This window comes from Methylobacterium indicum (assembly GCF_001043895.1).
Lineage (GTDB): Bacteria > Pseudomonadota > Alphaproteobacteria > Rhizobiales > Beijerinckiaceae > Methylobacterium > Methylobacterium indicum.
This window is the reverse complement of sequence record NZ_JTHF01000282.1, coordinates 1-21,668: the sequence shown is the minus strand read 5'-3', so window position 1 is coordinate 21,668 and position 21,668 is coordinate 1. Positions and strand designations below refer to the sequence as shown.

Annotated in this window: 18 protein-coding genes and 2 pseudogenes; 11 read left to right on the top strand and 9 right to left on the bottom strand. The window is 69.7% G+C overall.

Features of this window, described 5'->3' with window-relative positions; genetic code table 11:
- The 4 genes and pseudogenes from QR78_RS27275 to QR78_RS27260 all read right to left on the bottom strand — a co-directional run.
- A partial coding sequence (locus tag QR78_RS27275) for a cache domain-containing protein (RefSeq protein WP_048430749.1) occupies window positions 1-996 on the bottom strand: 996 nt, incomplete at its 3' end.
- Window positions 997-1,304: 308 nt separating this feature from the next.
- Window positions 1,305-2,681, bottom strand: a complete 1,377-nt coding sequence (eat, locus tag QR78_RS27270) for an ethanolamine permease (RefSeq protein WP_048430748.1) — start codon at window positions 2,679-2,681, stop codon at window positions 1,305-1,307.
- Window positions 2,682-2,752: 71 nt separating this feature from the next.
- Window positions 2,753-3,520, bottom strand: a pseudogene (gene eutC, locus QR78_RS27265) (ethanolamine ammonia-lyase subunit EutC); the annotation flags it as partial.
- Window positions 3,521-3,630: 110 nt separating this feature from the next.
- A complete protein-coding gene (locus tag QR78_RS27260; RefSeq protein WP_048430747.1) occupies window positions 3,631-5,022 on the bottom strand; it encodes an ethanolamine ammonia-lyase subunit EutB in 1,392 nt (463 codons plus the stop codon).
- A gap of 284 nt (window positions 5,023-5,306) precedes the next feature.
- Between QR78_RS27260 and qhpR the strand changes: the two genes are divergently transcribed.
- The 3 genes from qhpR to QR78_RS27245 all read left to right on the top strand — a co-directional run bounded on the left by qhpR (window position 5,307) and on the right by QR78_RS27245 (window position 10,388).
- Entirely contained in the window at window positions 5,307-6,335 is a 1,029-nt protein-coding gene (gene qhpR, locus QR78_RS27255) for an AraC-like transcriptional regulator QhpR (RefSeq protein WP_048430746.1), read from the top strand.
- A gap of 575 nt (window positions 6,336-6,910) precedes the next feature.
- Window positions 6,911-8,590, top strand: a complete 1,680-nt coding sequence (locus tag QR78_RS27250; RefSeq protein ID WP_048430745.1) for a methyl-accepting chemotaxis protein — start codon at window positions 6,911-6,913, stop codon at window positions 8,588-8,590.
- A 268-nt stretch (window positions 8,591-8,858) separates the two neighbouring features.
- Window positions 8,859-10,388: a sensor domain-containing diguanylate cyclase gene (locus tag QR78_RS27245; RefSeq protein ID WP_048430752.1), complete on the top strand. Its 1,530-nt coding sequence runs from the start codon at window positions 8,859-8,861 to the stop codon at window positions 10,386-10,388.
- A 148-nt stretch (window positions 10,389-10,536) separates the two neighbouring features.
- Here the strand turns inward: QR78_RS27245 and QR78_RS27240 are convergent, their stop codons facing one another.
- The gene (locus QR78_RS27240; RefSeq protein ID WP_048430744.1) at window positions 10,537-12,213 is read right to left on the bottom strand and encodes a formate--tetrahydrofolate ligase; all 1,677 of its coding nucleotides are present in this window, start codon (window positions 12,211-12,213) and stop codon (window positions 10,537-10,539) included.
- A 321-nt stretch (window positions 12,214-12,534) separates the two neighbouring features.
- Here QR78_RS27240 and QR78_RS27235 point away from each other — a divergent pair, with 321 nt between their 5' ends.
- From QR78_RS27235 to QR78_RS27225, 3 genes are all read left to right on the top strand, one after another.
- Window positions 12,535-12,897 (top strand): hypothetical protein, encoded by a 363-nt coding sequence (locus tag QR78_RS27235; protein ID WP_048430743.1) that lies wholly within the window; start codon window positions 12,535-12,537, stop codon window positions 12,895-12,897.
- Window positions 12,898-13,042: 145 nt separating this feature from the next.
- The gene (locus QR78_RS27230; RefSeq protein WP_425284157.1) at window positions 13,043-13,327 is read left to right on the top strand and encodes a DUF6894 family protein; all 285 of its coding nucleotides are present in this window, start codon (window positions 13,043-13,045) and stop codon (window positions 13,325-13,327) included.
- 201 nt (window positions 13,328-13,528) lie between these two features.
- Entirely contained in the window at window positions 13,529-14,110 is a 582-nt protein-coding gene (locus QR78_RS27225; protein ID WP_053221117.1) for a hypothetical protein, read from the top strand.
- Window positions 14,111-14,113: 3 nt separating this feature from the next.
- On the opposite strand, the gene QR78_RS27220 is transcribed toward QR78_RS27225, so the two are convergent.
- The 4 genes from QR78_RS27220 to dgcN all read right to left on the bottom strand — a co-directional run bounded on the left by QR78_RS27220 (window position 14,114) and on the right by dgcN (window position 16,963).
- On the bottom strand, window positions 14,114-14,395 hold the full coding sequence (locus QR78_RS27220) for a hypothetical protein (RefSeq protein ID WP_048430741.1): 282 nt from the start codon (window positions 14,393-14,395) through the stop codon (window positions 14,114-14,116).
- Window positions 14,396-14,527: 132 nt separating this feature from the next.
- The gene (locus QR78_RS27215; protein WP_048430740.1) at window positions 14,528-14,845 is read right to left on the bottom strand and encodes an EthD family reductase; all 318 of its coding nucleotides are present in this window, start codon (window positions 14,843-14,845) and stop codon (window positions 14,528-14,530) included.
- Window positions 14,846-14,975: 130 nt separating this feature from the next.
- On the bottom strand, window positions 14,976-15,956 hold the full coding sequence (dgcA, locus tag QR78_RS27210; protein ID WP_048430739.1) for an N-acetyl-D-Glu racemase DgcA: 981 nt from the start codon (window positions 15,954-15,956) through the stop codon (window positions 14,976-14,978).
- Complete coding sequence (dgcN, locus tag QR78_RS27205) at window positions 15,953-16,963, bottom strand: N-acetyltransferase DgcN (RefSeq protein ID WP_048430738.1); 1,011 nt, start codon at window positions 16,961-16,963, stop codon at window positions 15,953-15,955. The genes dgcA and dgcN overlap by 4 nt, the downstream gene beginning before the upstream one ends.
- A 331-nt stretch (window positions 16,964-17,294) precedes the next feature.
- Here dgcN and QR78_RS27200 point away from each other — a divergent pair, with 331 nt between their 5' ends.
- From QR78_RS27200 to QR78_RS33270, 5 genes and pseudogenes are all read left to right on the top strand, one after another.
- The gene (locus QR78_RS27200; protein WP_048430737.1) at window positions 17,295-18,206 is read left to right on the top strand and encodes an amino acid ABC transporter substrate-binding protein; all 912 of its coding nucleotides are present in this window, start codon (window positions 17,295-17,297) and stop codon (window positions 18,204-18,206) included.
- A gap of 158 nt (window positions 18,207-18,364) precedes the next feature.
- Window positions 18,365-19,084, top strand: coding sequence for an amino acid ABC transporter permease (locus QR78_RS27195; RefSeq protein WP_048430736.1), 720 nt, complete (start codon window positions 18,365-18,367; stop codon window positions 19,082-19,084).
- Window positions 19,085-19,175: 91 nt separating this feature from the next.
- Window positions 19,176-19,868 carry an amino acid ABC transporter permease gene (locus tag QR78_RS27190; RefSeq protein WP_048430735.1) on the top strand — a complete coding sequence of 231 codons (693 nt, stop codon included), beginning with the start codon at window positions 19,176-19,178 and terminating at the stop codon, window positions 19,866-19,868.
- A 142-nt stretch (window positions 19,869-20,010) separates the two neighbouring features.
- The gene (locus QR78_RS27185; protein ID WP_048430750.1) at window positions 20,011-20,739 is read left to right on the top strand and encodes an amino acid ABC transporter ATP-binding protein; all 729 of its coding nucleotides are present in this window, start codon (window positions 20,011-20,013) and stop codon (window positions 20,737-20,739) included.
- A 330-nt stretch (window positions 20,740-21,069) separates the two neighbouring features.
- Window positions 21,070-21,294 (top strand): annotated as a pseudogene (locus tag QR78_RS33270) (IS3 family transposase); the annotation flags it as partial.
- Window positions 21,295-21,668: the final 374 nt, after the last annotated feature.

Below are 21,668 nucleotides of genomic sequence, written 5' to 3'. Positions count from 1 at the left end.
ACCGGCCGCGACGAAGATGCCGGCGAGGAGAGCCAGCAGGATCACGACCGAGGCGACGACCATCGTGATGAGGGTCGATCGGGCACCTGCCATGGCCGCGTCGTGCGGGATGGTCATGACGACTTGCCAGCGCTCGGCGAGACCCGGGAAATGGATCGGGATCGCCGAGACAAAATCCTGCGTCCCGTCGTCCCGCGTCGCCAGCTCGATCACCGGGTCGTCGGCCTGGCTCGCCGCTGCGATGAGCTTGGTCAGGTCCGGCCGGTCGAGCGGCTTGCCCAGAAGCGCGGTCTCCGCGTGAGAGACCCAGGACCCGCCGGCCACGATCATGATCCGCCCGACGCCGAGCGGAACGAGATGGCTGGCGAAATCCTGCATCCGCGCGAGCGACAGGTCGACGCCGACCACGCCGATCGGCGCCCCGCCCCGGTCGCGGACGATGTCCGCCACGGTCGTCATCAGGATCTGCTTGCCGTCGACGGCGTAGCTGTAGGGGTTCAGCAGACGCGCCGCGTTGCTGCGCAGCGGCTTGACGTACCACTCCTGCATGCCGCTCTCGTCGTTCATCACGACCGACTCACGGCCGATCGACCCGTCCGGCTTGCGGAACGCGTAGGGGACGAACCGGCCGAGATCCTTGTCGCTCCGGTCGAAGGCATCCGGCTCCATCATCACCGAATGGCCGAGCATGTCCTTGTTGCTCGCGACGATGTTCGCCATGAACTGCTCGACGGCGGCCCGGTTGGGACGGCCGACCGCGACGAGCCCCGAGACGACGTTCGCCGTCGTCTCCGCGACCTTCGACCCTTCGGTGATCTTCAGGGACACTTCGTTGGCGTAGCGGCCGAGCAGGGTCCGCATCTCGCGGCGGGCCGCCTCTTCCGCCGACCGGTACATGAAGAACGAACCGGCAAGCGTCACGGTCGCCGTCGCGATGACCACCACGATGCCGCCACCCAGCGTCAGCCGCGATTTTATGCTTGTCAGCTTGAGCATCGTGCGGTCTCGGAGGCCGGAGGGTAGAAGACGGGCCGCGCGGTCAACGGCACCGCTCCGAAAATTCGGACCCTCTCCCTCTACGTTAATCTGGTTAACACTCCGTTCGGTCGGCCCGGTCCCTGGGGCATGAGGTGGTCGACTGTTGCGTTCCACTGCCCGACGGACATGCGACACTGGCAGGATGGCGACGGCAAGGCCATGGACGAGATGAGCGGGCGCCGCGCTTTTTCGCGCTGCGTGCCCCCTCCCGCCCGCCGGACGGGATGGAGCGGCGTCCGGCCCCCTTCATCGGGGGCCGACCGACGTCAGACCAGTTCGCCGGCAGGACCGACCGGGACGCCCGTGCGACGGCGCCGGATCACGAGGGTGGTTCCGGTGCCGGCGGCGATCACGAGGGCGAAGATCACGAAGATCTGCAGGTTGTAGACGACGAGGGCGACGAAGCAGACCACCGCCATCGCGAGCGCCGCCAGCGGGGCCACGGGGTAGAGCGGGGCACGGTAAGGCCGGGCGAGGGTCGGCTCGGTGCGGCGCAGCCGGAAGAGGGCCGCCATGCTGACGATGTACATCGTCAGCGCCCCGAACACCGCCATCGTCACGATGCTGGCGGTGAGCGACTGGCCGGCGATGCTGACGAGGTTGTCGCTGTAGATCGCCGCGATGCCGACCGCGCCGCCGGCGAGGGTCGCGAGGTGCGGGGTCTGGAAGCGCGGGTGCAGCCGGGCGAAGATGCGGGGCAGGAAGCCGGCCCGGGCGAGCGCGAAGATCTGCCGGCCGTAGCCCATGATGATGCCGTGGAAGGAGGCGACGAGCCCGAACAGCCCGAGCCAGACCAGCATGTGCAGCCAGCCGCTCGACTCGCCGACGACGCGCTTCATCGCCTGCGGCAGGGGATCGTTGAGGTCGGCCAGCGACTTCCAGTCGCCCGCGGCGCCCGCGAACAGCATCACCCCGAAGGCGAGCGCGGTGAGGGTGAGCACGCCGGTGATGTAGGCGATCGGGATCGTGCGCTTGGGGTCCTTGGCCTCCTCCGCCGCCATGGCGACGCCCTCGATGGCGAGGAAGAACCAGATCGCGAACGGCACCGCCGCGAACATGCCGCCGATGGCGGCGGGGCCGAACGTGTCCTGCCCGGCCCAGCCCCCGGCGACGAAGTTCGAGACGCTGAAGGCCGGGGCGACGACGCCCATGAAGACCAGGAGCTCGCCGACCGCCAGGACCGTCACCACCAATTCGAAGGTGGCGGCGATCTGCACGCCGACGATGTTGAGGCCCATGAACACGATGTAGGCGCCCAGAGCCGCGTGCTTCGGGTCGAGCCCCGGATACTGGACGTTGAGATAGGCGCCGATGGCGAGGGCGATGGCCGGGGGCGCGAAGACGAACTCGATCAGGGTCGCGAAGCCCGCAATCGCCCCGCCGGTCTCGCCGAAGGCGCGCAGGGCATAGGCGAAGGGGCCGCCCGCCTGCGGGATCGCGGTCGTCAGCTCGGTGAAGCTGAAGATGAAGGCGACGTACATCAGCGCCACGGCCGTCGTGGTGATGAGGAAGCCCAACGTCCCGGCCTGGGCCCAGCCGTAGCTCCAGCCGAAATACTCGCCGGAGATCACCAGGCCGACGGCGATGCCCCAGAGATGGAAGGCGTTGAGTCCCTTGTGAAGATGGACGGGTGCTTCAGTCATGATTTCGTCCCCTGTTATCCAGCGATGCTCGATGTCGTTTCTTCTTGTTGTTGTCGTCTTGGCTCCGCCCCTCAGGGCGGGGACAGAAGCGGCGTGCCGGGCTCGGCCGCGAGGGCGGCCGGCATGTCGTCCTTGAGGGCGACGCCGGAGATTTGTCGGCGCAGGGCCTCGCGGGCGAGCCAGCCGAGCTTGCGGGCGGCCTGACCGGCGGTGAGGCCGCCGTTGGGGTGGATGTTGGAGATGCAGTTGCGCTCCGAATCCTGCCGGCCGGGCCGGGGACCGAAGGTCAGGTAGATCCCGAGGCTGTCGGAGACGGTGAGGCCGGGCCGCTCGCCGACGATCATCACGCACAGGGCCGCGCCGAGGCGGGAGGCGATGGCGTCGCCGAGCGCCACCCGCCCCTGGGTCGCGACGACCACCGGGGCGAGGCTGAATCCGGCGAGCTCCGCCGCGCAGGCATGGACGAGGGCCGCCGCATGCGCCTGCACGCCGGTGGCCGAGAGCCCATCGGCGACGACGATCGCGATCTCGGCCGGCGGGAGATCGGCCAGGGCCGCGTGGCTCTCCGGCGCGAGCGTCCGGCCGAGATCCGGGCGTCGCAGGTAGGTGGCGCGATCCGGGGCGCTGCTGGCGACCTGGATCGTCGGCAGCGGCGCGAGGCCTCTGCACAGGGCGGCGGTGTCGAGGGCGTCGTGGACGGCGTCCCGCGCCAGGGCGTGCGCGTACTGGAACTCCAGCACGGCCCGCATCGGGATGGCGTTCCCGGTGCGGCCGAGACCGATGCGGGCCGGCGTCAGCGTGCGGAGGACCGCCCACGGATCGGCGAGCGCGGGGCGGGCCCCCCCGGTCGGAGTTTTTTCGGGAAGGGCGCCCTTCCCGAGGGCGCGTTCGCCAAGGGCATGTTCGCCAAGAGCACGTTCGCCAAGGGCACGTTCGTCGTCGCGCCGGCTCATGCCACCCGTCCATCGACGAGCTGGCGCACGAAGCGGGCCTCGAGCGGCGCCGGGGCACGGGCGCCGCTCCCCGTCACGCCCATCTCGGCGAGCCAGGCTTCGAATTCGGGGGCGGGCCGGACCCCGAGCAGCGAGCGCAGATAGAGGATGTCGTGGAACGACAGGCTCTGATAGTTCAGCATCACGTCGTCGGAGCCGGGAACCGCGATCAGGAAGGTGCAGCCCGCCGTCGTGAGCAGCGTCATCAGGTCGTCCATGTCGTCCTGGTCGGCCTCGGCGTGGTTCGTGTAGCAGACGTCGCAGCCCATCGGCAGGCCGAGCAGCTTGCCGCAGAAATGATCTTCGAGGCCGGCGCGGATGATCTGCTTGCCGTCGTAGAGGTATTCGGGACCGATGAAGCCCACCACCGTGTTCACCAGCAGCGGCTCGAAGGCGCGGGCGACCGCGTAGGCGCGGGTCTCGACCGTCTGCTGGTCGACGCCGTGATGGGTGCCCGAGGACAGGGCCGAGCCCTGACCGGTCTCGAAATACATCGCGTTGTGCCCGACCGTGCCGCGGTTCAGGGCCCGGGCGGCGTCGTAGGCCTCGCGCAGCACCGCGAGGTCGACCCCGAAGCCGACATTGGCGGCTTGCGTCCCGGCGACCGACTGGAACACGAGGTCGACCGGTGCGCCCCGGTTCATGATCTCGATGCAGTTCGTGACGTGCGTGAGCACGCAGGTCTGGGTCGGGATTCGGTATTCCTGGCGCAGGGCATCGAGCATCTCCATCAGGGCGACCGCGTTGGCCACGTTGTCGGTCGCAGGATTGATGCCGATCACCGCGTCGCCGACGCCGTAGAGCAGACCGTCGAGGGTGCTCGCCGCGATGCCGCGGGTGTCGTCGGCGGGATGGTTGGGCTGGAGCCGGGTGGCGAGGCGCCCGTCGAGCCCGAGGGTGGTGCGGAACGCCGTGACGATCCGGCACTTCCGGGCCACGCCGATCAGGTCCTGGTTGCGCATCAGCTTCGAGACGGCCGCGACCATCTCGGGCGTCAGGCCCGGCGCCAGGGCGGCGAGGGCGGCGGCGTCCGCCGCCTCGGAGAGCAGCCAATCGCGAAAACCGCCGACCGTGAGGGAGGAGACGGGGGCGAAGGCGGCCCGGTCGTGAGTGTCGACGATGAGGCGGGTCACCTCGTCGTCCTCGTAGGGGACGACGAGGTCCTCCAGGAAGGTCTTGAGCGGCAGGTCGGCGAGGGCGAAGCGCGCGGCCATGCGCACCTTGGCGCTCTCGGCGGCGAGGCCGGCGAGCGCATCGCCGGATTTCGGCGCCGAGGCGGCGGCGAGCAGGGTTCTCAGATCCGCGAAATTGTGGCGTTCGCCGCCCAGCGTGCAGTGATAGGTTGCCATGGCGCTTGCCCCTCAACTCCGGTGAGCCGTAACGGAACCGAAGCGACATCGATCGTTAGCGTGAAGCAGGCATGTCTTTTAGCACCTCGCCCGTCCGACCGGATTGACAGGGGAATCCGAAAAACTGACACCTGACGACACGGACGGTCGCCTGGACCTGAGCCGGGCGTGCGCACGTCCCGGCACAGGCCTGAATGGCCCAAGAAATGCAATCACAACCTTACGTCTCGCCCTGCATTCGCTCGCCGCGCGTTGCAGAGGGTCTTTTGGAGGAGACCGCCCGCATGGCCGCTCCCGCCCACGCCGCCGGCACGCCGAAGCTCCTATCCGCCGCCGCGACGGGGCTCGCGAGCTTCATCGAATCCCGCCGGCTCTGCCTGGACGCGATCCTGGGCCAGGCCGGCATCGACCCGGCGAGCCTCGCCGATCCGGTCGCGCCGTTGAGCCTCGACGGGTACTGCACCGTCCTCGATCTCGCGGCCCGGCGCTCGGGCGACGACAATTTCGGCCTCGCCTACGGCCAGCAGTTCCTGCCGAGCCAGCTCGGCCTCATCGGCTACATCGCCCTGTCGTCGGACAACGCCCTGCACGCGGCCGAGACCCTGGCCAGCCACTTCCGCTACCACCAGCAGGAGACCACGACCGCGCTGACCTTCGCCAACCCGTTCTACCATCTCACCTACAGGATCGAGGATGCGCGCATCGCCCACCGCGACCAGGACGCGGTGCTAACGCTCGGCATGTTCTGCAACGTGTTTCGCCACTGCTCCGGCCCGGACTGGTGCCCGGACGAGGTCCATCTCGAACAGGCCAGGACGGAGAACTGGCGCAGCATCGAGGCCGCCTTCGGCGCGCCGGTGCGCTTCGAGAGCCGGACCAACGCCCTGCTCTTTCGGCCGGAGCGGGCCGTCGCCCCGATGCCGCAGGCGGACCCGACCCTGCTGCGGCTCCTGTGCCACAACATCAAGTCCCTCGGTTTCCTCAAGTCGGCCCAGTCCATCGCCGCGAAGGCCGAGGACTACATCCGCGAGAACATCGCCAGCGGGAGCGTTTCCCTCGACGGCGCGGGCCGCGCCCTGCGCATGCCGTCGCGCATGCTGCAGCGGCGCCTCGTCGAGGAGCAGGCCAGCTTCGCCGACCTCGTCGAGCAGGTGCGCCGCGCGGAGGGGCGCAGAACCCTTCTGGAGGGCAAGCTCGACGTCGCGCAGATCGCCTACAGCCTGGGCTACTCCGAGCCGAGTGCCTTCGTGCGCGCCTTCAGCCGGTGGTACGGCGTGTCGCCCCTGCGCTTCAGGAAGATGCACAGGATCTGAGCGCCGTTCGCCGGGGAGGTCCGGGTTCGGCGCCGGCCGCGCCGCGGGCGCGTCGCGGCCCGCAGGCGCCCCCGCGTCGATCGGGCAGGCAGACCCGGCCGGGCGGCGTCCGTTCGGTCCCCGAGAAGACGATCCGCCGGCGATCGGACGCCCGGCGCGGGCGCGCCGACCGGGAACGCTGCGGCCGGCGCCGGCATCTCGCTGCCGGCCGTCGCCGAGGACGCCGTCTCGATCACGGAGTTCGTCACGGGCCGCCGCCGCGTCGTCGGAGGTCGCGCGCCATGATGATGGACGCCCAAAGCCTCTGCATTCGCCGAGTTGGACAGTCGTCGGAAGTGGATCGACATTTAGGTCATCCGGCGCCGATTGCTGCGGTGGTTCGCGCGAATGACGACAGCTTTGCTTGCGGTAAGATGTGCAGTACGACCTAATAATGAATTCCAATGAGAAAATTTGATTTACGACAAGCCCTAGTTGTCGGGGGATGATTACTAATTGAGCGGCTTTGTGGCGATGTTAATTGGAATTTAAGGGTTTTGCCGCGTAATGCGGCATCCGCCATTGGTCTCATTGCCATGCTGTCGAACCTCACGATCCGGACGCGCCTGGTCGCCTCGCTCGCCGTGCTGTTGGTGCTGACACTCGGGCTGGGCGGCTTCTGCTACCACCGGCTCGGCGAGCTGCGCGCCGCGGTCGGCGAGCTCGGCGGGAACGCCCTGCCCTCGACCCGCATCATCGGGCGCCTGGCGACCAACTTCGAGGCGTTGCGCAGCCGGCAGCTGGCCTATCTCCTGTCGAGCGAGCAGCGGCGGCCGCAATCCCTCGGGCGCCTGCGCGAGACCATGGCGGCGGTGGAGGCCGACCTGAAGGAGTACGCGCCCAATGTCAGCCCGGGCGAAGAGGCCCTGTGGCAGGCAATCCAGACGACGGTGCCGGCCTATTCGCGGATGGGCGAGGAGTATCTGCGCCGCCTCGGCAGCGGCGACGAGAAGGGCGGGTCCGACTACCTCCTCGACGGCATGCTGCCGGCGCTCAACGCCGCCCGTGCCGCCCTCAAGGCCGATGTCCAGTTCAACGATGCGTTCGGTCGCAGGGCCGCCGCCATGGCCGATGCCCTCGGCGAGAGCGCCCGTCTCGCGATCGCGGTCGTCCTCGCCCTCGTCGTCGCGGTCACGCTCGCCATCTCGTGGATGGCCGTCTCCTCGATCTCGGTGCCGATCCGGCGCATGGCCGGCGTGATGCGGGTGGTGGCCGAGGGGGATGCCGCCGCCCCGGTGCCGAATGCCGGCGAGCGCAGCGAGCTCGGCGAGATGGCGGCCGCCCTCCAGGTGTTCAAAGACAACCTCGCCCGGACCCGGGCGCTGGAAGCGGAGACCGCCCGCGCCCGCGCCTCGGCCGAGGAGCAGCGCCGATACGCCATGCGGGAGATGGCCGACGGTTTCGAGAGGGCGGTCGGCGGCGTCATCGGCATGGTGGCGTCCGCGGCGACCGAGCTGCAGGTGACGGCGAGCTCCATGAGCGGCACGGCGGCCGAGACCGCGGCACAATCGACCGCCGTGGCGGCGGCCGCCGAACAGGCCGCCGCGAATGTCGGCACGGTCGCGGTCGCCGCCGAGGAACTCGGCGCCTCGGTCCAGGAGATCAGCCGCCAGGTCGGCGGCTCGGCCGAGCTGGCGCAGCGCGCCGTCGCCGAGGCCGACCGGACTGGAGCCCAGGTGCAAGAGCTGACCGCCGCCGTGTCGCGGATCGGCGACGTGGTCGGTTTGATCTCGACCATCGCGGGCCAGACCAACCTGCTCGCCCTGAACGCCACGATCGAGGCCGCCCGGGCGGGGGCGGCCGGCAAGGGCTTCGCCGTCGTCGCCTCCGAGGTGAAGGCGCTGGCCGAGCAGACCGGCAAGGCGACGAGCGAGATCTCGGAGCAGATCGTGCGCATCCAGGCCTCCACCGCCCAGGCGGTCTCCTCGATCGACGGCATCACCGGGCGCATCCGCGAGATCAGCGCCGTGGCGACCTCGATCGCCGCGGCCGTGGAGGAGCAGGGGGCAGCGACGCAGGAGATCGTCCGCAACGTCTCGCAAGCCTCGGTCGGCACCACCGAGGTCACCGGGAACATCGCCGGCGTGGCGGGCGCAGCCGAGGAGACCGGAGCGGCGGCGAGCCAGGTGCTGGCCGCCTCCTCCGAGCTGTCGCGCCAGTCCGAGCACCTGACCGCCGAGGTCGCGCGGTTCCTGGCGACGGTGCGGGCGGCCTGACGTAGGATTGTCGTAGAGGAATAAATACTCTATTTTCGGATGCACCCGCATTTGCTAGAGGGTAATGCCCGAGATTAATTCGGATCTATTCGGCCGTGCGATCGTCGTTACTGATTCCGCAAGCCCTCGACGTCGATGTTGCCGTGAGGGCGCAGTCGTCATCGTGCAGGGTCATGGACCGCAATCTGCCCATGCCGCCCGGCATCGATCGAACCATCGCGGCGTCATCGAGCCCGATCCGGCGCACCGCTTCGCGATCACGAGCCCGATGACATACCTCAGGCGCTGCCTGCGGTCGTCCCGGACCTGGGTCATGGTCGGGATCCTGGCACCCCTCGGCATGGTCGTGGTCTGCAGCCTGATGCTGCTCGACCTGCGCCGCGATGCCTGGGACAGGGCGGAGCAGACCTCCCGCAACCTGCTCCAGGTGATCGAGCGCGATATCGACCGCAACGTCGAGATCATCGATCTCGCCTTGCGCGCCGTCGTCGAGAACATGGCACTGCCCGGCCTCGAGACGCTCGAGCCGCAGTTTCGCCAGCGCATCCTGTTCGACCGCGCGGTCAACGCCAAGGACCTCGGCGTGATGCTGGTCCTCGACGAGAACGGCGACACCGCCTTCGATGCCGCCGCCTGGCCGGCCCGTCGGGTGAACAACGCCGAGCGGGTCTACTTCCAGGCGCACAAGGCACGGGCCGATCTCGGGCTCTACATCAGCCAGCCTCTGGTCTCGCAGCTCACCGGCGCGCCGATCGTCGTCCTCAGCCGTCGCATCGACAAGCCCGACGGGTCGTTCGGCGGTGTCGTCCTCGGCAGCCTGTCGCTGTCCTATTTCAGCCGCCTGTTCGATCGGATCGAGCTCGGGCGGGCGGGGACGATCAACCTCTTTCTCCACGACGGCACCCGGATCGTGCGCTACCCGGAGCCCAACGCCGAACTGGCCCCGAACTTCGCGACTTCGCCCAACGTCCAGCGCTTCCTGCGCGACGGGCGCGGCAGCTTCGTCGGCCTGACTCCGAGCGACAGCATCGAGCGCCTCTACACCTTCACCCAGGTCGGCACCCTGCCGCTCATGCTGAACGTCGCGCTCTCCACCCGGGAGATCGAGGCGGAGTGGCGCCTCAAGGCCCTGGTGATCGGTTGCATCGTGCTCGCGCTGTGCGGGACGACCATGGGACTCTCGCTCCTCGTCGGAGGGGAGCTGCGGCGGCGCAACGCGGTGGAGGCGGAACTCGCGCACCTCTCCCGCACCGACGTCCTCACCGCCCTCCCCAACCGGCGCCACTTCGAGGAGACGTTCGGGCGGCTCTGGGCGGCGGCGCGCCTCGCAGGCGGCCCCCTCGCCCTGCTCGTGGTCGATGCCGACCACTTCAAACGCTACAACGACCGCCACGGCCACGCCGTCGGCGACCTCGTCCTGCAGGCCCTCGCCGGTGCCCTGTCGGCGAGCGCCCGGCGGCCGAGCGACCTCGTCGCCCGGGTCGGCGGCGAGGAATTCGCCGTCCTCCTCCCGGGCACCGACGCTCTCGGCGCCGCCATCGTCGCGCGGGCGGTGCACGAGGCCGTCGCCGGGCTCGCCGTGGAAGCCGAGGGGGGCGACATCGGCCCGATTACCGTCAGCATCGGCCTCGCCGCCGGCCTGCCCCTCGAAGGAGGCTCGCCGGGCGACCTGTTCCGCCGGGCCGATGCCGCCCTCTACGAGGCGAAGTCGCTCGGTCGCAACCGGACCTGCCCGGCGCAATCCGGCGACGAGCCGATCTCACACGCGCAAGCCCCGGTGCCGGTCGCGGCGACCTGACCGCCCGGCCGGGGGCGCCTCTCTCGGGACAATCCACGTGGGGGTGCCCCCATCGCGACTGCCCGCGGGCGTTCCCCGGGACAGGCCGGGCCTCGCCTCGCCTCGCGCAGGCGTCCCCTCGGGCGTGGCCGCCCGAGGGGGATAGGGTTTAGAACAGCCCCTCGATCCGTCCCTCGGCGTCGAGATAGATGCCTTCCGCCGCCGGAACCTTGGGCAGGCCCGGCATCGTCATGATCTCCCCGCAGATCGCCACCACGAACCCGGCGCCGGCCGACAGACGGGCGTCGCGCACCGCGACGACGTGGTCGCTCGGCGCACCCATCAGGGTCGGGTCGGTGGAGAAGGAGTACTGTGTCTTGGCCATGCAGACCGGCAGGTGGCCGTAGCCGGCCTGCTCGAAGGACGCGAGCTTGGCCGCGGCCTTCGATTCCACCTGGATGTCGGCGGCGCCGTACAGGGTCTGGGCGACGGTGCGGATCTTCGCCTCGAGCGGCATCTCGTCCGGGTAGACGAAGCGCGGGGCCGCGGCGGGGCCCGCATCGGCGAGCGCGGTCACCGCATGGGCGAGGCCCTCGGCGCCCGCGCCGCCCTCGGCCCAGTGCCGGCAGGTGATCGCCTCGACGTCGAGGCGGTCGCGGCAGAGTGCCTTGAGCGCCGCGTGCTCGGCCTCGGTGTCGGCGTGGAAGTGGTTGACCGCGACCACCACCGGGGCACCGAAGCGGCGCACGTTCTCGACGTGGCGGGCGAGGTTGGCAAAGCCCCGCTCCAGGGCCTCGACATTCTCGCGGCCGAGATCGGACTTGGCGACGCCGCCATGCATCTTGAGGGCCCGCACCGTCGCCACGATGACGACCGCCGACGGGTTCAGGCCGGCCTGGCGGCACTTGATGTCGAAGAACTTCTCCGCTCCGAGATCGGCCCCGAAGCCGGCCTCGGTCACCACGTAGTCGCCGAGCTTGAGGCCGGCCCGGGTCGCGATCACCGAGTTGCAGCCATGCGCGATGTTGGCGAAGGGGCCGCCATGGATCAGGGCCGGGCTGCCCTCCAGCGTCTGCACGAGGTTGGGCTGGAGCGCGTCCTTGAGCAGCACCGTCATGGCGCCGGTCGCCTTGAGGTCGGCCAGCGTCACCGGCTTGCGGTCGCGGGTCTCCGCCACCACGATCCGGCCGAGTCGCGCCTCCAGGTCGGCGAGGTCGCGGGCGAGGCAGAACACCGCCATCACCTCCGAGGCGACGGTGATGTCGAAGCCGTCCTCCCGCGGGAAGCCGTTGGCGACGCCGCCGAGGCTCTGGGTGATGGTGCGCAGCGCCCGGTCGTTCATGTCGAGGACGCGGCGGAACGCCACCCGGCGCAGGTCGATGTCGAGCGTGTTGCCCCAGTAGATGTGGTTGTCGATCAGCGCCGCCGCGAGGCTGTGGGCCGAGGTGATGGCGTGGAAGTCGCCGGTGAAGTGGAGGTTGATCGCCTCCATCGGCACGACCTGGGCCTTGCCGCCGCCGGCCGCTCCGCCCTTCATGCCGAAGCAGGGACCGAGCGAAGGCTCGCGCAGGCAGATCACCGTCTTGCGGCCGATCCGGTTGAGGGCGTCGCCGAGGCCGACCGTCGTGGTGGTCTTGCCCTCCCCCGCCGGCGTCGGGCTGATCGCCGTCACCAGGATCAGCTTGCCCTCGGGCCGCCCCTCGAGGCTGCGGAGATGGGCCTCGTCGACCTTGGCGATGTGCCGGCCATACGGGTGGAGCGCGTCCTCGGGGATGCCGATCCGCTCCGCGATGGCGGTGATCGGCTGGAGGGTGGCCGCGCGGGCGATCTCGATGTCGGTCGGCATGGTTCCCGATCGTTGTTCTGGAGCCGGGGGGAAGACGGCTGGCGTGAGGCGGATTTTAGGCCGAGGCCGCCAGTTTCGAACAGATCAAATCGCTTGAGCAGGATCCTCAGAAAAATTGAAGGTGGCATCGACCGGTTGCGAACAGGAACCGCCATCCCGGGGGGCGCTCCGGCCGTCCTTTCGGGCCGAAAGCCCCGTTAGGCATGTCGGCAGATCGCTGCGGGCCGGTTGGAAGACGCTTCACGATTGGCGCCCCAGAGTGCCGTCGGGCGCCCGCGAGCATGGACGCCCGACGGCACGATCGGGACGCGGGGGAACGGAATGGCCTTCTGGCTGCGGGCCGGGCTGGTGATCGGCGCGATCTATTACCTGTCGCCGCTGCGCCTCGGCGATGCCGCGGCGCCCGAGAAGGCCAAGACGGTGCATTTGCCGGCGCATTGGCCGGCGCATTGGCCGGCGCAATCGCCCGCGAGCCTCGGCGAGGTCGCCGGCGCGGCCTTCGAGCGTCTGCCCGGCGACCTGCGCGCCCGGATCGTCGAGACCGCGACCGCGGAAGCCGGGCGCTCCTTCGAGGCCGGGCTGCGGAACGCCGTCGAGGCGGGTCGTCCGACCTCCCGCGACACCCTCACGACGCAGGACCGGCAGCCGTCCTGGCGGGGCGCCGCGGAGCGCGAGAGCCGCTGACGGCCCGCCGCCGCGGGAGCGTTGCGACGCCCGCCCCTGCCCGTGAGGCAGGCGGCGGAACTTTGCCGTTCTGCCCCGGTTTCCACCTCATACACTAACAGGTAGTCGTGGGAATTGCTGCCCGCCTGCGAGCCCCCCGGCGGGTGTGACGGTCGGGTTCCTTACCCTGTCATGTCAGAAGCTTCGAGCCCGAGCCGCAGTGCCCCGCTACTTCTTCGATATCATGGACTCGACCCAGAGCGTGCCGGACGAGGCCGGGCTCGATTGCCGCGACCTCGACGAGGCGCATCGTCAGGCGCGGACCCTGATCGTCGACGCGATGACCGGCCCGGAGGCCACCCGGATCGACTGGTGTGCCTGGCGCGTCGAGGTGCGCGACGAGGCCCGCAGCCTCCTCTTCACCGTACCGTTCCCGCACCCGCACGCCTGACGCCGGGAGGTGCGATTGCCGCCGCAACCCCGGAGACGGGCGGCATTGCCCGGTTGAAAGAACTAACAAACCGTGATCACACCAATGTACCGGTAGGCAATATATATACTAGTAGGGAGCTGCCGGTGGCGCCCGCGGTGCCGGGCGAGAGGGGCGAGGTCGGCCCCGACCGGCAGGAAGGTCGTGACAGGAAAGGCTTCGATGTCCGAGATCGAGGGGGAGGTTCCGCCCGGCCGCGTGGTCGATGCCCTGGAACTCGTCCTGCAGACTCCACCGTTCCTGCGCTCGCCGAAGCTCGCCCGCTTCCTGCGCTTCGTGGTCGAGGAGGAACTGTCCGGACAGGGCGCCACCATCAAGGCCTACACCATTGCCACGCAGGCCCTGGGCCGGGGGCCGGACTTCGACCCGAGCCTCGATCCCAGCGTGCGCGTCGAGGCCGGTCGCCTGCGTCGCGCCCTCGAGGACGTCTATGCCCGGCACGCGGAGGGGCTCGCGGTCCGCATCGCGATCCCGGTCGGCGGTTACCGGCCCCGCTTCGGCGTCCTCGATGCGGCGCCCGTCGCCGTCGAGGCCGTCCCGGATCCCGTTTCCGGTGACCTGCCGCCGGTTCCGGTGTCGCGGCCGCGCCCGGCCGTCGCCCTCAGTCCCCGCGGCGAGGGCGCGATCATCGCGCTCCTCGCCGGCATCCTGCTGGTGCTCTGCATCGATCTCGGGCTGACGGTGAGCGCGCGGCTCGCCGGAGGGCCCTCCCCCACCCGCGAGATCGCGGTGCGGGGGCGTTGAGGATCAGGTCCAGCGGGTGGCGAACCGGGCGAGGTCGGCGGCGCTCGCGAAGGCGACGACGCCGAGCGTGCGGGTCTCCTCCGGCCATCCCGGAAACAGCGCGTAGGTCACCGGGCGCCGGCTGAACGTGGCGCTGGGCGCTTCCGTGCCGGCCCAGTCCCGCACCTCGGGCGCGAGGGCGTCGGGGTCGTCCGGGGCGACGAGCCCGGAGCGCTCGCGCAGGGCGAGCACGTAGGGGCCGAGATCCGGGTGCTGGTCGCGCAGGACCTTGACGATGTCGATCATGGTCCGGTCCGCTCTCCGGAGAAGGGCCGGGCCCCGCGTCCGTCCTTGGGTTGCGTCATGACGGGATTGTCTCCTCGCATCCGCCCGCGAACCCGGGTCGGGGTCGCGGGCGGAGGATCGGTCTCGATCCGATCAGAAGCTCTGCGGCTCGTTGATCTGCACCACCGGCTGGCCCTTGAAGAAGTTCGGGATGTCCCCGAAGATCTCCTTGCCGTGGGCGGCGCCGGCCTTCTGGAAGTCGTCGAGGGAGCGGAAGGTGAGGAGCGCCATCACCTGGAACGGCGCCGGGCTGCCATCCGGCGTCCCGCTCGCCTTGACCACCTCGACCTTGTCCAGGCCCATCGAGGACCAGCGCTCGCGGACCAGCGGCATGTGGTGCTTGAGGTAGTAGTCGAGGTCGAAGGGCTGGGCGTCGGAGCCGCCCGGATACATCACGCTGACGAGGATCATGGCGTCGGTTCTTCCCCGGCTTCTCGGGGCCCTTGCGCGGCCCCTGCACGAGAGAGAGCATCGTTCCGGCCCCGGGCGCAAGCGCCCGGCCCGCCGGTTCGCCGCCGGGCCGGGCCTTCCCCCATGGCATTCAGCCCCAGAGCGCCGGCTCAGGCGGATGGACGAGGCTGCCCTCGAAGCGCAGGCCGGGCTCGCGGTCGCGGGCCAGCAGCAGCGGGCCGTCGAGATCGACGAAGTCGGCGAAGCCGGAGAGCAGCATCGCCGGCGCCATGGCGAGCGAGGTGCCGAGCATGCAGCCGACCATGATCGACAAGCCCCGCGCCTTGGCGGCCTGGGCCAGCAGCAGCGCCTCGGTGAGGCCGCCGGCCTTGTCGAGCTTGATGTTGATCGCGTCGTAGCGGTCGGCCAGCGCGTCGAGCCCGGCCCGGTCGTGCAGGCTCTCGTCGGCGCAGATCGGGATCGGACGGGCGATGGACGCGAGCAGCGCGTCGTCGCCGGCCGGCAGCGGCTGCTCGATCAGCTCGACCCCGGCCGCCACGCAGGCCGCGAGGTTGGCCGCCATGGTCTCGGGCGACCACGCCTCGTTGGCATCGACCACCAGGCGCGAATCCGGCGCGCCCCGGCGCACCGCCGCGATCCGCTCCGGGTCCCCGGCCCCGCCGAGCTTCACCTTCAGGAGCGGCCGGGCCGCCGCCACATGGGCGGCGGCCGCCATCTCCTCCGGGCTGCCGAGGCTCAGCGTGTAGCAGGTCGTCACCGGCGCGGGCGCGGGGATCCCGGCGAGGGCGAATGCCGGCTGGCCCGAGCGCTTGGCCTCGAGGTCCCACAGGGCGCAATCGAGGGCATTGCGCGCCGCCCCCGCGGGCAGGCACGCGGCGAGGCCCGCCCGGTCGAGGCCGGCGGCGAGCGCCTCGGCCTGCCGGTCGATCGCCGTGCGCACGCCCTCCACGGTCTCGCCGTAGCGGGCATAGGGCACGCACTCGCCCCGGCCCGTGGCGGTCCCGTCGGTGACCTCGGCGGTCACCACCACGGCCTCCGTGCGGCTGCCGCGCGAGATGGTGAACCTGCCGGCGATCGGCCAGGGCTCGATGGCGGTCGCGAGCCGGATCACGCCGGGAACTCCTCGACCAGGCGGTCGACCAGCCCCTCGACCCCGAACCGCACCGGGTCGGTCGCCGGCAGGCCGTGCTCGGCGGCGAGGCGTTCGAGGAGCGCTCGCGCTTCCCCCTCCTCCAGGGCCTGGGTGTTGACCGCGATGCCGGTCGGCCGGATGTCGGGGTTGGTCAGGCGCCCGAGCCGCACCGTCAGGTCGATCACCTCCCGGATGCTCGGCAGCGGATGCTTCACGCCGCGCATCGTCGTGCGGGTCGGCTCGTGGCAGACCACGAAGGCGTCGGCCTGCGCCCCGTGCAGCAGGCCGAGGCTGACGCCGGCGAAGCTCGGGTGGAACAGCGAGCCCTGGCCCTCGATCAGGTCCCAGTGGTGCGGGTCGGCGGCGGGCGCGATCCACTCGACGGCCCCGGAGATGAAGTCGGCCACCACCGCGTCGATGGCGACGCCGCGGCCGGAGATGAAGACCCCGGTCTGGCCGGTGGCGCGGAAATCGGCGTCGAGGCCGCGGTCCCGCATGCCCTTCTCGAGCGCCAGCACGGTGTACTTCTTGCCCACCGAGCAGTCGGTGCCGACGGTCAGCAGCCGCCGTCCCGGGCGCCGCGTGCCCTTGCCGGTGTCGAAGCGCTCCTCGGAATGGCGCACGTCGTGGAGGCTGCGCCCGTGCCGACCCGCCGCCTCGGCGATCTCCGGCACCGAGCCGAGGCGGGTATGCAGGCCGCTCGCCACGTCGAGCCCGGCCTCCAGCGCCGCCACGATGGTGGCGACCCAGTGCGGCGGCAGCACGCCGCCGGCATTGACGACGCCGACGATCAGCGTCCGGGCGCCCTGGGCGAGCCCTTCCGCGATGGTGAGATCCGGGATGCCGAGATCGGCGGCGCAGCCGGGCAGGCGCAATTGCCCGACGCACCAGTCCGGCTGCCAGTCGACGATACCGTAGGCGGTCTTGGCGGCGAGCCGGTCGGGCACGTCGCCGAGGAACATCAGGTAGGGCGTGGCGATCTGCATCGGTCTGAACGGTCCGTCGTCGCGGGGGCGTCACGGGTGCCGGGTCCCCCGCGGAGCCCGAAGGGTCTCGGGCCCGCGCCGGGCGTGTCCGGGCGCCGGCAGCTTCGCCCGGGTGGGGCCGGGGCGCAACGGGGCGCGGAGGGAAGACGGCCCGGCCGGAACGCCGGCCCGTTTGGCCCGTCCCTTGCTCCCGCGGCCTCCGGACACGACCGCCGGTCGAGGTGCAGGATCCTGCGCCAAACGGTTCGTCCGGTCACCGCCATCCCCAGCCTAACCCTTGACGCCATGAGCGCGGTGACGGACTAGGTCGTTGCCCAAAAGGAGAGCACGAATGCGTTTGAGAAGCCTGCTTCCCGTCCTGCTCGCCGGCCTGGCGGCCTCCGCGGGAGCCGCCTCTGCCCAGGACCTCACCGGGACGCTCAAGAAGATCAAGGAGACCGGGCAGATCACGCTGGGCTACCGCGATTCGTCGGTGCCGTTCTCCTACCTGGACAACAACCAGAAGCCGGTCGGCTTCGCGATGGACATCTGCTACAAGATCGTCGACGCGGTGAAGGCCGACCTCAAGCTCGACAAGCTCGAGGTGAAGCTCAACCCGGTGACCTCGGCGACGCGCATTCCGCTGATCGCCAACGGCACGGTGGACCTCGAGTGCGGCTCGACCACCAACAACGCCGACCGCCAGAAGCAGGTCGCCTTCACCAACACCCACTTCCTCACCGCCAACCGCTTCGTCGCCAAGAAGTCGAGCGGCCTGACGAAGTTCGAGGACCTGAAGGGCAAGACCGTCGTGTCGACCTCGGGCACCACGAACATCAAGATGATCAACGAGTACAACGCCGACAAGAAGCTCGGCATCACGATCCTGCCGGCCAAGGACCACGCCGAGGCGTTCCTGATGGTCGAGACCGGCCGCGCCGCCGCCTTCGTGATGGACGACGTGCTGCTCGCCTCGCTCGCCGCCTCGTCCAAGGAGCCGGGCGCCTACATGATCTCGACGGACGCCCTGTCGAAGCCCGAGCCCTACGGCATCATGCTGCGCAAGGACGACGCGCCGTTCAAGAAGGTGGTCGATGCGGCGACCGCGGCCTTCTACAAGAGCCCCGAGTCGAAGGTCGCCTACGACAAGTGGTTCATGAAGCCGATCCCGCCGCGGGACATCAACCTGAACCTGCCGATGAGCGATGCGCTGAAGAACGCCTTCGCCAAGCCGAGCGACAGCCCGGACCCGGCCGCCTACTGAGGTGACGCCCGGCGCCGCCCCCGCCGCGGGGCGGCGCCTCCCTTCTCCGGCCTCGTCGCCCTCGGCACTTTTCCCTGTGCCCTCGCCGGCGCCCCGTCTCGCCCGGGCCGGAAAAACCCGTATACCTTCGCTGTCCAGGCGCACCCGGAAGACAGGGCATGAACTACAACTGGAACTGGGGCATCTTCTTCGAGCAGTCGCCCGAAGGAACCGGCACCTACGCCGACATGCTGCTGTCGGGCCTGATGTGGACGATTCTCACGGCGCTCTGCGCCTGGGTCATCGCCTTCGCGATCGGGTCGGTCGTCGGCGTGCTGCGCACCCTGCCGAGCCGGGCGGCGCAGGCCGTGGGCAACGCCTATGTCGAGCTGTTCCGCAACATCCCGCTCCTCGTGCAGATGTTCCTCTGGTACTTCGTGCTGCCCGAGGTGCTGCCGGAATCCTGGGGCACCTGGCTGAAGCAGCTGCCGAACGCCCCGTTCTACACCGCCGTCGTGTGCCTGGGCTTCTTCACCGCCTCGCGCGTCGCCGAGCAGGTGCGGGCCGGCATCCAGGCCCTGCCGCGGGGCCAGCGCATGGCCGGGACGGCGCTCGGGCTCACCACCGCGCAGACCTATCGCTACGTGCTGCTGCCCAACGCCTACCGCATCATCCTGCCGCCCCTGACCTCCGAGTTCCTCAACAACCTGAAGAACACGTCGGTCGCGCTGACCATCGGCCTCCTGGAGCTGACCGCCCGGGCCCGCGCGATGCAGGAATTCTCGTTCCAGGTCTTCGAGGCCTTCACGGCCGCGACGATCATCTACATCGTCATCAACCTGCTGGTGGTGACCGTGGCCGGGCTGATCGAGCGCCGCGTCGCGGTGCCGGGCCGCTGACACTCACGTCATCGATATCGTCGCACCGTCTGCGGCGAACCGGTATCCACTTCGTCGAAAAATGCTCCAGGCTGCCGGACAAGGGCCCGCGATGTTCTCGAACTTCGATTTCAGCGTCATCCTGAATTCCTGGCGCTACCTGTTCTTCGACGGGATGGCGTTCACCCTGACGCTGACCGCGCTCGCGGCGATCGGCGGCGTGGTGCTCGGCACCCTGATCGCGATGATGCGCCTTTCCAGCGTGCCGGCGCTGCCGCAGATTGCCAAGGTCTACGTCAACTTCATGCGCTCGCTGCCGCTGGTGCTGGTGATCTTCTGGTTCTACTTCCTGGTGCCGTATATCGGGCAGTGGATCATCGGAGCCGAGCGGCCGATCCAGGTCGGCGCCTTCTCGTCCTCGCTCATCACCTTCACGCTGTTCGAGGCGGCCTATTTCTCCGAGATCATGCGGGCGGGCATCCAGTCGATCCCGAAGGGACAGGGAGCGGCGGCCTCGGCGCTCGGCCTCACCTATTGGCAGTCGATGGGCAGCGTCATCCTGCCCCAAGCCTTCCGCAACATGCTGCCGGTCCTGCTGACCCAGACCATCGTGCTGTTCCAGGACACCTCGCTCGTCTACGTCCTGTCGATCACCGACTTCCTCGGTGCCGCCTCCAAGATCGCCCAGCGCGACGGGCGCCTGGTCGAGATGTACCTGTTCGCGGCCGTCGTCTATTTCACCGTCTGCTTCATCGCCTCGCTCCTGGTGCGCCGTCTGCAGCGCCGGGTCGCGATCATCCGATAGGGTTCCCGCCATGACCTCCTCCGCGATGCCGCCCCTCGGCCCCGTTTCGGAGCCTCAGGCCGCAACCGACGCGGCCCCGGGCACCGGCCCGGTCGGCACCCTGCTCACCGAGCCGCCCCCGGTCTCCGCTACCGGCGCGCCGATGATCACGATCGAGGGCATCTCGAAGTGGTACGGCGACTTCCAGGTGCTGACGAACTGCACCACCGCGATCCGCAAGGGCGAGGTGGTGGTGGTCTGCGGCCCCTCGGGCTCCGGCAAGTCGACGCTCATCAAGTGCGTCAACGCCCTCGAGCCGTTCCAGAAGGGCCAGATCACCGTCGACGGGACGCAGATCGCCAACAAGAAGACCAACCTGCCCAAGCTCCGCTCGCGGGTCGGCATGGTGTTCCAGCACTTCGAGCTGTTTCCCCACCTGTCGATCACCGACAACCTGAGCCTCGCCCAGCGCAAGGTGCTGGGCCGCGGCAAGGACGAGGCCGAGGCCAAGGGCCTGGCACTGCTGGAGCGGGTCGGCCTCAAGGCGCATGCCCACAAGTATCCGGGCCAGCTCTCGGGCGGCCAGCAGCAGCGCGTGGCGATTGCCCGGGCGCTCGCCATGAACCCGATCGTGATGCTGTTCGACGAGCCGACCTCGGCCCTCGACCCCGAGATGGTCGGCGAGGTGCTGGACGTCATGGTCGAGCTCGCCCGCGAGGGCATGACCATGATGGTGGTGACCCACGAGATGGGCTTTGCCCGCAAGGTCGCGAACCGCGTCATCTTCATGGACAAGGGCGAGATCGTCGAGGACGCGCAGAAGGAGGAGTTCTTCGGCTCGCCCCGCTCCGAGCGCGCGCAGACCTTCCTCTCCCGGATTCTCCAGCACTGATCCTGCGTCGCATCGCGCCACGACCAAGGGGCCCGTCGCGGGCTCCTTTTCATGGCTTGCCCTGCATGGCGCAGCCTTGAGGGCGTGGGTTGATTGCGGGGAGTGAACCGCCCCGGGTTTCCCGGAGGCTCCACCTTCTGAGAGGATGGAGCCCCGACGAAGCGAACAGCCCCGTTTTCCCCTTAAGGTGCGCCAGCGTGCGGTGCGGATGGTGCGCGACCACGAGGGCGAGCACGGCTCGCTGTGGTCGGCGATCCGGTCGATTGCCGCCAAGATCGGCTGCTCGGGCGAGACGCTGAGGAGCTGGGTGAGCCAGTCCGAGCCTGATAGACGATCGACGGCCTGTTCAAGGCGGAGATGACCCACCGGCGCGGGCCGTGGCGCTCCTTCGAGGTGGTCGAGTACGCCACCTCGGAGTGCGTCGACTGGTACAACCACCGTCGCCTCCTCGCGCCGATCGGCAACGTCCCTCCCGTCGAGGCCGAAGCGCGCTATCATGCTCACATCGGCGACCCAGTCTTGGCCGCCCAAACTATATCCTGTCCGCCTAACTAAAGTCCTGGCCGCCCGACCCAAGCCAATCAGTTTCCGAAAAACCCGGAGCAGTTCAGACGGGTTCTCGGCACGGCAAACACACTTCACGCGAAGGCGTTCTCGGGGTCCACCGATCCGGGGCAAGCCCATATCGCGACGACAGGCAGATCGTGGACGGCCGCTGGGACGCATGGAACGTCTTCGCCAATGGACCCCGACCTCGTCACACCCATCGTCAAGCGTGAGTGGGCACAGGTCGCAATCTGGGGCCGTTGGTATCGGCCGATCGACAATCGGCTGACCTCGAAGAAGGGCTCCAGGGACCGCAATGGCTTCTGGAGTTCTCCTCCGAGGTCGGTCCATGATCGATGGACCGACACCTCGGGATGAGGTCG